At 38.8% G+C, this 13,139-nt stretch carries 11 protein-coding genes; 1 reads left to right on the top strand and 10 read right to left on the bottom strand.

From position 1 onward, the window contains the following. Positions 1–119 precede the first annotated feature (119 nt). Positions 120–695: an SMI1/KNR4 family protein gene (locus tag DSM107010_RS06990; protein WP_106168080.1), complete on the top strand. Its 576-nt coding sequence runs from the start codon at positions 120–122 to the stop codon at positions 693–695. Positions 696–768: 73 nt separating this feature from the next. Here the strand turns inward: DSM107010_RS06990 and DSM107010_RS06985 are convergent, their stop codons facing one another. From DSM107010_RS06985 to DSM107010_RS06940, 10 genes are all read right to left on the bottom strand, one after another. Continuing rightward, positions 769–2,088 carry an APC family permease gene (locus tag DSM107010_RS06985; RefSeq protein WP_106168081.1) on the bottom strand — a complete coding sequence of 440 codons (1,320 nt, stop codon included), beginning with the start codon at positions 2,086–2,088 and terminating at the stop codon, positions 769–771. Between the two features lie 241 nt (positions 2,089–2,329). Beyond that, complete coding sequence (locus DSM107010_RS06980) at positions 2,330–3,604, bottom strand: hypothetical protein (RefSeq protein WP_106168082.1); 1,275 nt, start codon at positions 3,602–3,604, stop codon at positions 2,330–2,332. A gap of 808 nt (positions 3,605–4,412) precedes the next feature. Beyond that, positions 4,413–6,275 (bottom strand): hypothetical protein, encoded by a 1,863-nt coding sequence (locus DSM107010_RS06975; protein ID WP_127022648.1) that lies wholly within the window; start codon positions 6,273–6,275, stop codon positions 4,413–4,415. Positions 6,276–6,353: 78 nt separating this feature from the next. Further along, on the bottom strand, positions 6,354–7,646 hold the full coding sequence (locus tag DSM107010_RS06970) for an NAD(P)/FAD-dependent oxidoreductase (protein ID WP_106168756.1): 1,293 nt from the start codon (positions 7,644–7,646) through the stop codon (positions 6,354–6,356). A gap of 96 nt (positions 7,647–7,742) precedes the next feature. Then, positions 7,743–8,699: a lysylphosphatidylglycerol synthase transmembrane domain-containing protein gene (locus tag DSM107010_RS06965; protein ID WP_106168757.1), complete on the bottom strand. Its 957-nt coding sequence runs from the start codon at positions 8,697–8,699 to the stop codon at positions 7,743–7,745. Continuing rightward, entirely contained in the window at positions 8,696–9,691 is a 996-nt protein-coding gene (locus tag DSM107010_RS06960) for a glycosyltransferase family 2 protein (RefSeq protein WP_106168758.1), read from the bottom strand. The genes DSM107010_RS06965 and DSM107010_RS06960 overlap by 4 nt, the downstream gene beginning before the upstream one ends. A gap of 174 nt (positions 9,692–9,865) precedes the next feature. Further along, positions 9,866–10,780 (bottom strand): dTDP-4-dehydrorhamnose reductase, encoded by a 915-nt coding sequence (gene rfbD, locus DSM107010_RS06955; protein ID WP_015156570.1) that lies wholly within the window; start codon positions 10,778–10,780, stop codon positions 9,866–9,868. After that, on the bottom strand, positions 10,777–11,322 hold the full coding sequence (gene rfbC, locus DSM107010_RS06950) for a dTDP-4-dehydrorhamnose 3,5-epimerase (protein WP_015156569.1): 546 nt from the start codon (positions 11,320–11,322) through the stop codon (positions 10,777–10,779). Before rfbC ends, rfbD begins: the two co-directional genes overlap by 4 nt. 4 nt (positions 11,323–11,326) lie before the next feature. Beyond that, complete coding sequence (gene rfbA, locus DSM107010_RS06945) at positions 11,327–12,253, bottom strand: glucose-1-phosphate thymidylyltransferase RfbA (protein WP_015156568.1); 927 nt, start codon at positions 12,251–12,253, stop codon at positions 11,327–11,329. A 42-nt stretch (positions 12,254–12,295) separates the two neighbouring features. Further along, positions 12,296–13,129 (bottom strand): class I SAM-dependent methyltransferase, encoded by an 834-nt coding sequence (locus DSM107010_RS06940; RefSeq protein ID WP_106168759.1) that lies wholly within the window; start codon positions 13,127–13,129, stop codon positions 12,296–12,298. Between the last annotated feature and the right edge of the window lie 10 nt (positions 13,130–13,139).

Genomic DNA, 13,139 nt, shown 5'->3' with positions numbered 1-13,139 from the left:
TTTGCATTTGGTCAACATATATTAATTATCCCTCTAAAGTGAATGCTTAAAACAGGCATTGATTCAAATCTATAATCTTTCAGTGGTATTAATGTACTACGATAGTAGGCGATCGCGTTATGGAAGACATCTGGAAAGGAATTGAAGCTTGGTTAGCGGTCAATGCACCTGAATTATTGGACAGTCTGAAACCTGGTGCGACAGAAGCAGAGATCCAAGAAACAGAAAGTTTTCTAGGTGTGTCTTTACCAGAAGATGTTAAGGCGTTTTATCGCATTCATGATGGACAATGGGCGTGGTATGACAAACCAGAATTAGAGCGATATAACTCGCTCTATAATCTACACCGATTCTTGCCCTTATCTCGCCTACGGGAAGAATGGAAAATTTGGCTAGATGTGTTTGAAAACTTAGAACCAGAGTATCAATGGGTAACTCTCAACAGTGGTGAGACAATTCCCACTTGGAGCGAGAAATTTATTCCTCTCACCTCTGATGGTTGTGGAGATGCCTATTTTCTGGATTTGAGTGCTGTACTGCTGGGTGGGAATGTCGGTCAGATTATTGAAAATCGTAAATGTAATGGACTTTATCCAGTGGCTTCTAGTTTTCGAGTTTGGTTAGAGATGTTTATAGCAGATTTAGAAGCCGGACGCTATTGGTATGATGGCGAAATAATGGTCGTAGCTCGATAATCTGGGTATCGAGCTACGACAAGCAACTGAAATCAGTATGGAGCGATCGCCTTTTTGCAAACTAATTTGCCAACTAAGTGCTTGGTATGTGTCCTTTTCGGAAAGCCTTTTGGATCAGAATTAAAAGCATTCCAATTCCTGCAAATATCAACGCCAAAATGTGACTTGCAGGAGAAGCAAAAGCCACCAAAACGAGATCGAACAGTAACGCGATCGCCGGAATTATCAAGGGAACCCGAAACCCGCTAGTTTCAGGTTCTCGACGTTTGATCGACAGTAGTGAAAGGTTGACCAGACAAAACATTGCCAGAATCAAGGTGGCAGTGGTTCCTGCTAAAAATTGCAGTGTCCCGGAGAGCGCTAGAAAAATGGCAATGGGTAAAATGACCAACAGCGTTCGATAAGGCGTGGCTCTACGTCGATGTAATTTTCCTAACCAAGCTGGTAGCAATCCTTCACGCGACATCCCAAACAACAGCCGCGATGCCGTGACAAAATTGAGCAGCGCCGTATTGAGTACGGCAAATAGAGCAATGATTGTAAAAATGACCTGGGGAAAATTGGGCTGCGCTCGACGCACCACATCCAGTAGCGGAGCGCTAGAAGCAGCAAGCTCTGATGGATTGAGTACCTGAATTGCCAGCCAGGAGACGAGTATGTAGACGACACCCGCGATCGCCAAAGCAAGTAAGATTGCTATTGGCACGTTGCGTTCGGGATTTTTGACTTCTTCCGCCACATTGACAATATCCTCAAATCCAATGAAGGCATAGAAAGCCAGTGCTGCTCCCTGAATCACTGCCGTCCAACCGATTGCTGGCGCGTTGGGAACAGCAGCAGGATTAACCGTGCCACCACCGCTCAAAAACAAGGTTGAAACCAAAATGACGATCGCAAGACCCGAAACCTCGACAGAGGTGCAAAAGATATTCAGCGCCGAGGATTCCTTCATGCCTCTGAAATTGACATATGCCAGCACAGAAAAAAGCGCTAGGATAATCAGCCAATCTGGAATAGCTGGTGCAAAAGCGTTGAGATAGCCAGCAAACGCTTTCGACAGCGTTGCCATCGAGACTAAGCAGGTACAAAACATTAACCAGCCAACTAAGATTGAGAGCCAGTCAATGCGAAATGCCCTGTGGACAAAACAGGCGACTCCACCACTTTGTGGAAATCGACTGCCCAGTTCGGCGTAACTTAAAGCGGTGAATGCCGCGACAATCATAGCGGTCAAGAACGAAGCCCAAACCAAAGTACCGGAAAGTCCGGCAATTTTTCCGACTACTGCATAAATTCCCGCACCCAGAATGTCGCCTACTCCATAGACAACCAGAGTTGGCAATCCAAACACTCGCTTGAGCGAATCTGTTTCTACTACATCATTTACTTGCATGTAACTTTTTTATTTCATAATAATTTTCAATTCTGTAGCTTTTGCGATCGCTCGCATATAGAGTTGTCATAATGCTTTACGGTACAGCTGAGTCCCTGCTGCATCTGTATCGAGATCTACCGCTCATGGAGTAGGATTGCTGTAGAAGCACGATCGCGAAAGCTAGCCGATCGCTCATACAGATTTCAAGTTTTGCGATCGCTATCAGATTTTTTACCTGCTCGTATTTAATACTATAGGTTTATAGACTGAAGTATGTCTCCAATATCCTTCCTAGTATTTGTTTTCCATAATCATTTAAGTGGTAATTATCTCGCATCCAAATGCTATATGGATTACCGTTAGCATCTGGTGAACCGAGCCCAGCAGCGGTAGCCGGTCCATAGATAAACTCACTTTGAATTCCTGTCATGTCCAGGTATTCTAGATTATTTGCATAAGCAAACCACAATAAGTTACCGCGATAATCATTAGGAATTGTCGTATTATTTGTCGGATTTTGATCGAGTTCCTTAATACTTGGATTCAGTTGATAGTCAATTGGGTTAGGATAGTTGTTAGGGCTCCATGCTTTCGTCAACAACAAGATCTCGGTTTTGTGCTTAGTGACGCGATCGCTAGCTCTCACTTGGTTAACTACGCTTTGGAAATCACTTATGTTATTGCCATTGCTGATTCCTCCAATTATCAGCAGATCTGGCTTATATGTCAGTATGCAGTCCTGCACGCAATTTTTATAGTACTGAACCCCCGTACCACCTATTACAGAGGGGATAATTTCAACTTTACTACCAGGATACTCACGTTCTAAAAAGACATCTATAGGTGCTGTTGCTGTATCATTCTGAATGCTGTCTCCGAGCATAACGATGCGGAGATTCTGCCCATTTCGTAACTTTTGCATCGTGAGCGGAATACGTTGCCATCGGCTGGTTTTGGGAACATAATTCAGTTTGGCAGGAAAGCTATTATAAATTCCGTCAGCCCACTGTGCTACCTCTTGGGAAGTTGTTGACTGTACGGTAATATCATCAATAAAAAGAGGCTGCGAACCGAGCGAGTGAAAATTGATTCTCATTTGAACTGGTAGTAGGCTCCCGTTCGCTCCAACAGTAGCTTTGGTTCGGAAACGAAATTCATTATGCACCCAGTTGTTCGACTGAAAAACACTAGAGAATGTAGCATCTGGTAATTGGTTGCCAGTTTGCTTGTCATAGAACGTCGCCGACCAATATCCATAACCAACACTTCCGGGGTTATTAGTCGTTCCAGGAGCTTTACTGTTGAACGAGAGCCGATACCATTGCAGGGGAGTGGTATTTAGTAGAGGACTCGACCATGCATCATCAAATGTATAGTTTGTAGGACCAGGATGCTGAACTCGAATGGAGCGAGTACCAGATGTACCCCCAATAACCCAACTAGCACCAGGACCACGAAATATCCAGCCTTCGGAAGTCGGGCTTCGTTCAAAAGTAGAATAGAGAATTATCGCTCCCGCCAATACTTCAATCATTGTTAACAACCTTGTTTTAGAAGATATTTAGTGCTTGAGATGAGGTTGACTTATTAAAAATAGCCGTCTGTTGTATAGAACTGGAGAATAAAGGTGATATAGAAGATATTGCTAGGTATCAATCTACATAAGCAATTCCTTTGTTTGAAATAACTACTTCAAACTCAGTTATCTGAAGATGACTAAGTAACGTTTCTGCTTTGACGAACAAGCTACTGATGTCTTTAGTTAAAAATACCAGTTAATTATTTTATAGATCGCAAAAACTACTCAAGTTGTTCTATATATCTACAATGCCATAGTTTTTTCTTCTATAATTACTGACTCGTATAGATTTAACACCTAAACTTAGTAGCAGCGACACTAATAGATATTATTTTTTTAAAGTTTTGAAGCAATTGAGAACTCTATCACAAGCATTTATCGAAGGCATACTTTACAAATATCGATCTCGTGCTTCAGAATAACCTTTTATGCAACTGAATTGCGTTTAACAATATCTAAAGCTAAGATAGAAACTTATATTTAAAGCTTGCTATAAATTAGTTTAATTCTAGTCTATGTATATTGTCAATACGATAAATTCAATAAGCATCGGAAATTATAAGTATTAATTTTGAATAATGATGGCGATTGCAAATAAGAGTTATCTAAAAATACGACTGTTATTGCCATATTTTTATCTTGGTAACGAGATTGCAAGGATAAAAGCGGCGAGCTATTTAGTAAATTTAAACTTTACTATAAAAAATCTACTTAATAGTAGGAAAAACTTCGAGATAGCACGTAATTTTTAAAAAAAATAATTTTATTTTGTATATCTGTATAAACGTAGATCGAGGATATCATCAAGATCTTTGCTTTTCAGATCTTTACCATTGGGAAATAAATCTCTTACTGTACTTACTAGTTGGTAGTCTTTAATGAATTCTTTGATGAATCCATGTAATTCCTTTGGAGCCGCTTGGTTAAATACGCCATAGAAATCTGGCGAGCCGTCAAAAGTATCATCAATTGGACGAGCGCCGACTGTACTAATAATCCATTCTGGAGGATTTTCTCTAAGTGAAGCAATGGCTTTTTTAATATCGTTTAAAGTATAAAAATCACTATATGTAGTATCGACTAATGTTGGATTTTTACACTGTAATAAGGTATAAAGAACAGGTGCTGAACCATAGATAAAACAAGATTCACCTGGTTTAATATTTTGACGTAGCATTGAGAAAGCAACAGCTTTATCTTTTGGAACTTGAATAAATTTTGTCATTGGTGAATCTAGAGAATAGCGAACATCCCCATATAAACCCTTGTTACTAAATCCTCCTATTTGAGACACGGTAAATATAATAACTGTAATTCCAATAAATAGTAAACAAAAGCTTTTTTTCCAGTAAGTAGGAACCTTAGATGACATTAATATAGTTATAATAGTTAGTGGCATCAACATTACAGAGTCTAAATATGCTCTGCCAGGCCACGACATCTGCATAGCCCAGGTCGAGCCGAGGGTGAGAGCTATTAGTAAGGGAAAAATTGGCTCTGGTACTCCTAAAAGTTTCTGACTGAACTTAGGAAAAATACAACTTCCTAAAAGAGCGAAGCTAAAGAATGTACTTGGTAAATCGTAGGTGAATAAAAGAGCTGTACTAGCAATTATAGTTGGTAAATTATGAGTATTTATTAAATGTCCTATCAGTGAAATACTAATTCCAATCAGTAATAGTGAAGGAAGTAGCAATATCCCAACTAAGTTTACATTATATTTAGAATTTGCTTTGGTCGGATACTGAATTAATCTAAAGACTATTGCAGATAATAATATAGGAATAATAACAACTTTGACAACTTCTTTAATAGAAGAATCAAATTTAATACCACCTAAGAAAACATCTATTAATGCAGCAAAACCACCAACTCTCTTTTTCTCAGATGCATCTAAAAAAAGCTGTTGAAAGGCTGGGATAAGAGCTTGATTCAGAGCTAAGAATAAAACTAATGCTCCTAAACTTAATAGAAGACCTGTAATAAAAGGAGTAGTTAGAGTACGTAAATATTTTTTTGGGTTCCGTAAGGAATAAATTAAGATAACTCCTAATGTTACTAATATGCAAAGGGTTCCATTGCTCTGACGCGCTGCTATAACGAGAGCAAGAGAGAATCCAGAAATAGCAATATATAGAAATGATAAAGTAGAACTTCCTTTTTCTAGCTTGTTTAACCCAAGAATAATGAAAAGAGCGGAAATCGACAAAAATAAGTATACGTAAGAAGTACTCCAGTGAACTAGTGAAGAGTTCATCAAAGCAAATCCACTACAAAGGGCTACTGATATAACCTGAGATGAGAATTGACGAAATATGAAATAATAAACTAGCAAATTAGTCGTCTTAACTATAAAAGCGGCGAACAAGCTAGCATAGTAACTTTGACCTAAAATATTTTGGAAGAAAGCGTCAAAGATAATGGGTATAAAACCAACTTGGAATACATAGTCTCTGTAAGGAAAGTCATTATGAAGTAATCTATTGCCAAGATGAAAGTATAAAGCTGAATCTCTCCAATTCATACCATAAAATGACCAAGGAAAAGAAGAGAAAAATGCGACAACTAATAAAATAATGAGAGCAAAACTCTTTTTATGATGCTTAAAACTAAGTAGAGTATTCATTTCATCCTTTGCTATTGAATCGAAAATTATTTTTTATTAGAAGTTCTTAAGTTCAACTAACTCGATATTGAATTAGTTTTAAGAAATTTGCAATACAGCATCTGCATTGAGTGCTACTTTTATACTATTATTCACGCTCCTTTCATCTGGATATACGTGTGCCATGCTAGCTATATAAAGATTGGGAATTGGAGTTTTGTAAGCTGGAATCTTGTCAGAAAAATTTTTATCGCAAACCGTAGCAGCTGTTTTTGTGCGAAAGACTTGGATATCTTTAATTCCTTTAGTTTCTAGATCGGGGTAAATTGACTGTAGCTGTTTCTTAAAAAGACTAATAATTTCTGGATCGCTTTTAGATAATATTGGTTCCCTCCAAGTAGCATATCTAGATAAATACGTGACGTGTAACCCTTGATATTCCTTTGAAGATAAAAAGTTCGTTTGCTCGATTACGCCTCCAAAATCAAAACCAGGATCTCCGACATTTAACCAATAGATGTTACTTAAAGGTTTTTCTGTAACAACAACGACGCAGATAGCCCCAAAATATTCAATTTTTTCTAGCTGTTTGCGATAGTTAGAAAATTTGCTTGGAATGAGCTTAGCTAAATAAATGGTGGGAATAGTGACTAATATTTTATCAGCTCTAAACTCTCCTTGAGGAGTTTTTACACCTATAACGCGATCGTTCTCGAAGAGTAGCTCTGTGACTGGAGTATTTTTGAAAATAATTACTTTCTTTTCTCTAAGTTTAACCTCAAGCGCATCAACTAATCTTTGTAGACTTCCCTTTAAATATCCTAGTTTTTCTTTTCCTTTGGAGCGAGATTTCAACCTCTGTGTCATTCGTCCAATCATCCAAGCAAGTGGAATCTTAGCGGCGTATTCACCAAATTTAATTTCAAGCATTGGATACCAAATAGTATTGGTAACTCGTCTCCCTGCCCACTTATAAAACCACTCTAAAGCAGAAATATTTTCATATTTTTGCCACTTTCTTTGTTTAGATAGAAATAAACTAGTTAGCCCAAAGCGGATTTTATCTAATAAGCTTAATTTTGGAAATTGTAATAAATCTTTTGTGGTTGTGAAAGGATGAATATTTCCATAACGATACATGCCCATTTTTGTTTCAACAAATCGTACATCTTGAGAAAGATTTAGTTCTTTTAGTAGCCAGTTAATCTCTGCGTCGTGAGTAAAAAAGTGATGATAAAAGCATTCGAGCTTTGTTCCTCCAATGTCAAAAGTTGATAATAGCCCTCCTAGCTTACTAGAAGCTTCTAATAGAGTTACTTTTTCACCACGTTTAGCTGCGATGTAGGCAGATGCTAAGCCAGTTGCACCACCTCCGATAATTAATAGATTCATTGCTTTGTTCAAATCTCTTTTTGTGATTTAGATATAGATTGAATTATTCGGACTTTGTAATTGCAGTCTAAAAATTGCTCTGTGTAAAAGCTAGGTTTACTCAATTTCACTTTTCAGCTTTGTTAATGACGTAAAGCCAAAGTAAGGAATGTAGCTCAATCCCCAGATTGTTATAGGTAAATACTGACAGGCATGAATGACTACAATACAGGCTAAAGCTGTTTCTGATGGCACTTGCCAAACATTTAGAGCTAGCGTTCCGAAATATTGAAAAGCTCCTAAATATCCTGGAGCAGTTGGAGCTAGGATGCCTAAATTGACTAACCCCATTACAAATAAGGGAGCTGTTAGCGGCACTTCCAGTTCAAAAGCTTGAATAGCAATATGGAAAACGATTCCCTCCACTAACCAAATAGTAAGGCTCAATCCTAATATAGTTAAAGGAAGGAATGGAGTTCGCCACACTAATGTTAATCCTTTGGCAAACTGCTGGAGAAAATTTTGTAACTTTGTCGAAGGTAAAATATTAGTTTTTGTATCCCATAGAGAACGAGTCAAAGTTAACAGCATGACTATTGTTAACGCTCCTCCAAAGATAGCGAGTCCTAAAACTCCTACTGACGAAACCCATGTAGGAATGCTACTGTTTCTCGTTCCCAAATATAACAATCCTACTAGCACTAAACCATCAAAAATACGTTCGACTAGGATACTGGCTAGAGCAAAAGAGCGACTAATTTGACAACTTTTACCGATCGCCTGCGCCCTAACAATTTCACCTAAACGAGCTGGTAAGATATTATTGGCTCCATATCCTAAAACTACTGCTCCCAAAGAATCACCCATAGAAACTCTATGAGGAAGTAAAAATTTCCAGCGCCACGCTCTGATGATGAATCCTAAACAATATACTCCTACCATCGTTATGAGAGTGGATAAAGAAACTTTATTAAAAGCCTCTATTACTGATACCCAATCCAATCTACGAAAAACAAAGTAGAGAAAAATAAAACTAATTAACCACCCTAACCAAACTAGTGAATTGCGTTTCAAATTCTAATATCTCCTGGGAGAAGTGTCGCAGTATTGTAAGCCTCTTTTTTAGTTTCAAAACCATCCTGTTCTTTGACAATATAGAGTGGACGTTGCTTCACCTCATCAAAAATTCGCCCTAGATACTCACCAAAAAGTCCCAACGTTGTTAGTTGAGCGCCTCCAAGAAATAAAGTTGCTAAAATCAAAGATGTAAAGCCTGGTACATCTTGAGGAGAATAGCCGAAAACCCTAAATCCTAAAATCCGATGCAGGAAAAAGAATACAATACTTACTAAGGAAAAGAAACAAATGAATAGACCGAAAATGCCACTAACTTGTAAAGGTCGATAGGAGAAGTCGATCATGCCATCCAGGGCCAGACGCAAAAGTTTCTGAAACGTATATTTTACCTCTCCAGCAAAACGCTTATGTCGTTCGTAGGGAATACCAATTTGCCGATAACCTATCCAAGAGCGCAGTCCTCGGACAAAACGATTGCGTTCGGGCATGACATTCAACCAATCCACGATGGTTCTATCCATAATGCAAAAATCTCCTGAATCTAAGGGGATCTTAATAGACGAACACCACGCTAGTATGCGGTAAAAAATGTAGTAAGCAGAGCGTTTGAAGATATTTTCTTTTCTTTTAGTTCTAACTCCGTAAACTACTTGATATCCTTGTCGCCACTTATCTAAAAAGCGGTAAAGTTCTTCAGGAGGATCTTGCAAGTCAGCATCCATGACAGCTATCACATCGCCAGTTGTATAACGAAGACCTGCACTGACAGCTGTTTGATGACCAAAGTTACGAGAAAAACTAATATACTTAAAACGCGAATCTTTTTGATAGAGTTTGCGTAAAAGAGAAAGAGTTCGATCGGTACTTCCATCATCTACGAGGATGGCTTCAAACGCAGAATTCCAAGTAGGGGAAGCACCAACGATACGCTCGTAGAGCTTCGGAATATTCTCTTCTTCGTTGAAAAGTGGGATTACAATTGACAGCATTGGAAGAGTAGTTCTTAAGGTGAAGTATCGTGACGATCGCTCAGTTTGAGGTATTCTGTAGATCGAAAAGTGAAATCTCAAACTAGCATTCAGTCAGCATTTTAAGAGCTGAAGCGCGATGCTAAAACACCCTGATAGTTTTCAATAGTTCTCAACCAGAAAGGGCTGTAGCAGTTAACTCGCGATCGCTTCTGGAGTTAGTAACAACTGTAGGGTTCTTTGCCAGTTTGGTAATACGATCCCGAATGTATCAGATAACTTTTGATTGTTTAATACAGAATAAGCCGGTCGCTTTGCTGGTGTAGAATACTGCTCTGAGGCGATCGCGACTAACCTCTGTAACTTGAACGTGTTAAACTTTCGCTCTTGTTCGAGAATCGCTTTAGCAAAACCATACCAACTAACTTGTCCCGTAGCACTCAAGTGATATATCCCACTTTTATGAGCTAAGAAATCATATAGATTGTGTTTTGTGGCTTGAAATAAAATTTGTGCTGTAGCTTCAGCAATTAAGCGACTCCAGGTGGGAGATCCAACTTGGTCGTTAACGACTCGCAATTCCTCTCGTTCCTGAGCTAGCCGCAGGATTGTCAGCAGAAAATTGTTCCGATGTCGGCTATATACCCAACTAGTGCGAAGGATAGAATACGAGCCACCCACTGCCTCAATAGCCTGCTCGCCTATGAGTTTGGTTTTACCATAAACATTTTGAGGGTTGGGTAAATCTAGCTCGGTGTATGCTGTACTTTTTTTACCATCAAACACGTAGTCTGTTGAATAGTGAATGACTGCTGCACCTAGTAATTTTGCTTCTTCTGCAATGATGCCAGGGGCAATTCCATTCACTGCCATTGCTGTATCCGAATCTAATTCAGCTTTGTCCACAGATGTATACGCAGCAGCGTTAACAATTAAGGTGGGTTTAACTTCGCGCAGCGTCCGACGAATAGTGTCTGGTTGAGCCAAATCCATTTGCAGCGCTCTTTGACTGGTGCTGCGTCCTGTAGAGATGACTTTACCCAAAGGCATTAAGGTCTGCTGTAGTTCCCAACCTACTTGCCCAGTTAGACCTGTCAATAGAATTTTCATGCAAATACCTCTGCTTCTCGTAGCAATTTCCCAGCTCGATCTTTGGCAGATAGAACTGGCTCATTTTCAAGAGGCCAAGCGATCGCCAGATCGGGATCGTTCCACAAAACACAGCGTTCGTGCTGTGGAGCATAATAATCTGTGGTTTTATATAAAAACTCTACGTATTCAGTGAGTACCATAAACCCGTGAGCAAAGCCTTTAGGAACCCAAAGCTGCTGGTTATTTTCTGCACTTAAAAAGGCTCCTACCCATTGACCGAAAGTCTTCGATTGCTTTCTTAAATCTACCGCAACATCAAATACGGCTCCTTGTACAACTCTTACAAGCTTGCCTTGAGGTTGCTGAATTTGATAGTGCAGACCACGCAATACATTCTTGGTAGAGCGAGAATGATTGTCTTGGACAAAACGAGCTGAAATGCCGATTTTTTCCCAAAAAGCCTTTTCGTTATAGCTTTCGTAAAAGAAGCCTCGGTTATCTCCGAACACGTGCGGCTCAATTATGAGAACGTCAGGAATGGCAGTTTCTATAACTCTCATGGTTCTATCCTTTAAGCGCATAAAATGCCTGCTCTAGCTCGCTGAGTGTCGTCATCACATGAGATTCATCATCTAGAAGCTCCATCAAATATCTTCCATAACTACTTTTGAGCATAGGTTTAGCAAGGTAGCGCAACTGAACTGAGTCAATATATCCTTGTCGATAGGCAATTTCTTCAATGCAAGCAATTTTGAGTCCTTGCCGTTCTTCTAAAGTTTGAATAAAGTTAGCTGCCTGATGCAACGATTCGTGTGTACCTGTATCCAACCAAGCATATCCTCGACCCAAAACCTCTACTCTTAGCTGACCTCGGTTGAGGTAAACTGAATTCACATCTGTAATTTCTAATTCATTACGAGCAGAAGGCTTAAGGCTCGTAGCGATTTTCACTACCTGAGAGTCATAAAAGTATATTCCAGGTACTGCATACTTGGACTTAGGAATGAGAGGTTTTTCTTCAATACTGACAGCACGTCCGCGAGGATCGAACTCAACTACACCGTATTGTCGCGGGTCTTTAACTGGATAACCAAATATTAATCCTCCTTTGCGAAGCATGGAAGCACGAGCCAATATTTCACTTAACCCATGTCCGTGAAAAATGTTATCACCTAGAATCAGACAAACTGGTTCGTTTTGAATAAAATCTTGACCTAAGATAAAAGCTTGCGCTAACCCTTCAGGTTTAGGCTGTTCGATATAACTAAACTTCAATCCCCACTGACTACCATCTTTCAATAACTCTTGAAACAGCGGTAGATCGTTAGGTGTAGAAATAATCAATATTTCTCTAATCCCCGCTAGCATTAGTATGGATAAGGGATAGTAAATCATTGGTTTGTCGTAAACAGACATTAACTGCTTACTAACAACACGAGTTAAAGGATAAAGTCGAGTTCCAGAACCACCAGCTAAAATAATGCCTTTCATTTGATATACCTCAGTTGATGATGTAAAACGACTAGTTTTACGTTAATTTCCGCTGGAATGAAGTTGATAATAACTAGGATCTACCGTAGCGACAGAGAGACTTTCATGATGAAAAACCTTTCTAGTAATAAAAACATAGCTGTTAAAAATTCCTAGTTTTTGGTCGGAGTAATTAGAAAAATCCACTCTTGTCTCAAATCCGAGCGAGTGTAAGAAATGAAAAAGATCGATTCCAAAAGTTCTATAGGCTAAAATCTTGCCGCGAATTTTATCTCCATGATATTCGGGAGGCAAAAGATATACGTCCTCATCCGTAGAAGTGTCAACGCGAACAAGAGTCGGTCTATCAAAATAACAAGGAACAGTAAAAATATGATAACCTCCTGTTTTCAAAACTCGATTGACTTCAGAAAATCCTCTTTGATAATCTCTTACATGTTCAAATACATCTTCTGTGATGACAAGATCGAAAGTTTCATTATCAAAAGTTAATTTTTCTAAATTTTGACAGAATACTCTTTCATGAATTTCCGTTCCTGTTTTGATATTAGGTGAGAAAATTGAGGATGTGTATGAGTCATAATTACTTAATACTTTATAAAAAGCATCGTTCGTGTCAGTACTATAAATTTTTAAGCTTTGTTTTTTTGGAATACAAGAAATAGAAGGGGTATTTTGAATAACTTCACTAAGAATGATTTTGGCAACGTGTCTTTTTCTAGACGAGCTACGACAAAACATGCAGTACATATTATTGCGTGCCATATCCACATTCAAGCAGACGAATAACGATATTTTTCCACATACATTACATCTCCCCAGCTTGTGAAAAGCAAAATTTTTTACTGCACTTTTAGCAACATTTAAGGCTCGCACGATCGCATCT

Source organism: Chroococcidiopsis cubana SAG 39.79, assembly GCF_003991895.1.
Classification (GTDB): domain Bacteria; phylum Cyanobacteriota; class Cyanobacteriia; order Cyanobacteriales; family Chroococcidiopsidaceae; genus Chroococcidiopsis; species Chroococcidiopsis thermalis.
Note: the sequence above shows the minus strand (reverse complement) of the source record. Positions and strands in the feature narration are given on the sequence as shown.

Excerpts from the sequence above, each read along its gene's own strand:
- rfbA (WP_015156568.1), bottom strand. The coding sequence starts at position 12,253 with ATGAAAGGCATTATTTTAGCTGGTGGTTCTGGAACTCGACTTTATCCT.
- DSM107010_RS06960 (WP_106168758.1), bottom strand. The coding sequence starts at position 9,691 with ATGCTGTCAATTGTAATCCCACTTTTCAACGAAGAAGAGAATATTCCG.
- rfbD (WP_015156570.1), bottom strand. The coding sequence starts at position 10,780 with ATGAAAATTCTATTGACAGGTCTAACTGGGCAAGTAGGTTGGGAACTA.
- DSM107010_RS06975 (WP_127022648.1), bottom strand. The coding sequence starts at position 6,275 with ATGAATACTCTACTTAGTTTTAAGCATCATAAAAAGAGTTTTGCTCTC.
- rfbC (WP_015156569.1), bottom strand. The coding sequence starts at position 11,322 with ATGAGAGTTATAGAAACTGCCATTCCTGACGTTCTCATAATTGAGCCG.
- DSM107010_RS06980 (WP_106168082.1), bottom strand. The coding sequence starts at position 3,604 with ATGATTGAAGTATTGGCGGGAGCGATAATTCTCTATTCTACTTTTGAA.
- DSM107010_RS06970 (WP_106168756.1), bottom strand. The coding sequence starts at position 7,646 with ATGAATCTATTAATTATCGGAGGTGGTGCAACTGGCTTAGCATCTGCC.
- DSM107010_RS06990 (WP_106168080.1), top strand. The coding sequence starts at position 120 with ATGGAAGACATCTGGAAAGGAATTGAAGCTTGGTTAGCGGTCAATGCA.
- DSM107010_RS06985 (WP_106168081.1), bottom strand. The coding sequence starts at position 2,088 with ATGCAAGTAAATGATGTAGTAGAAACAGATTCGCTCAAGCGAGTGTTT.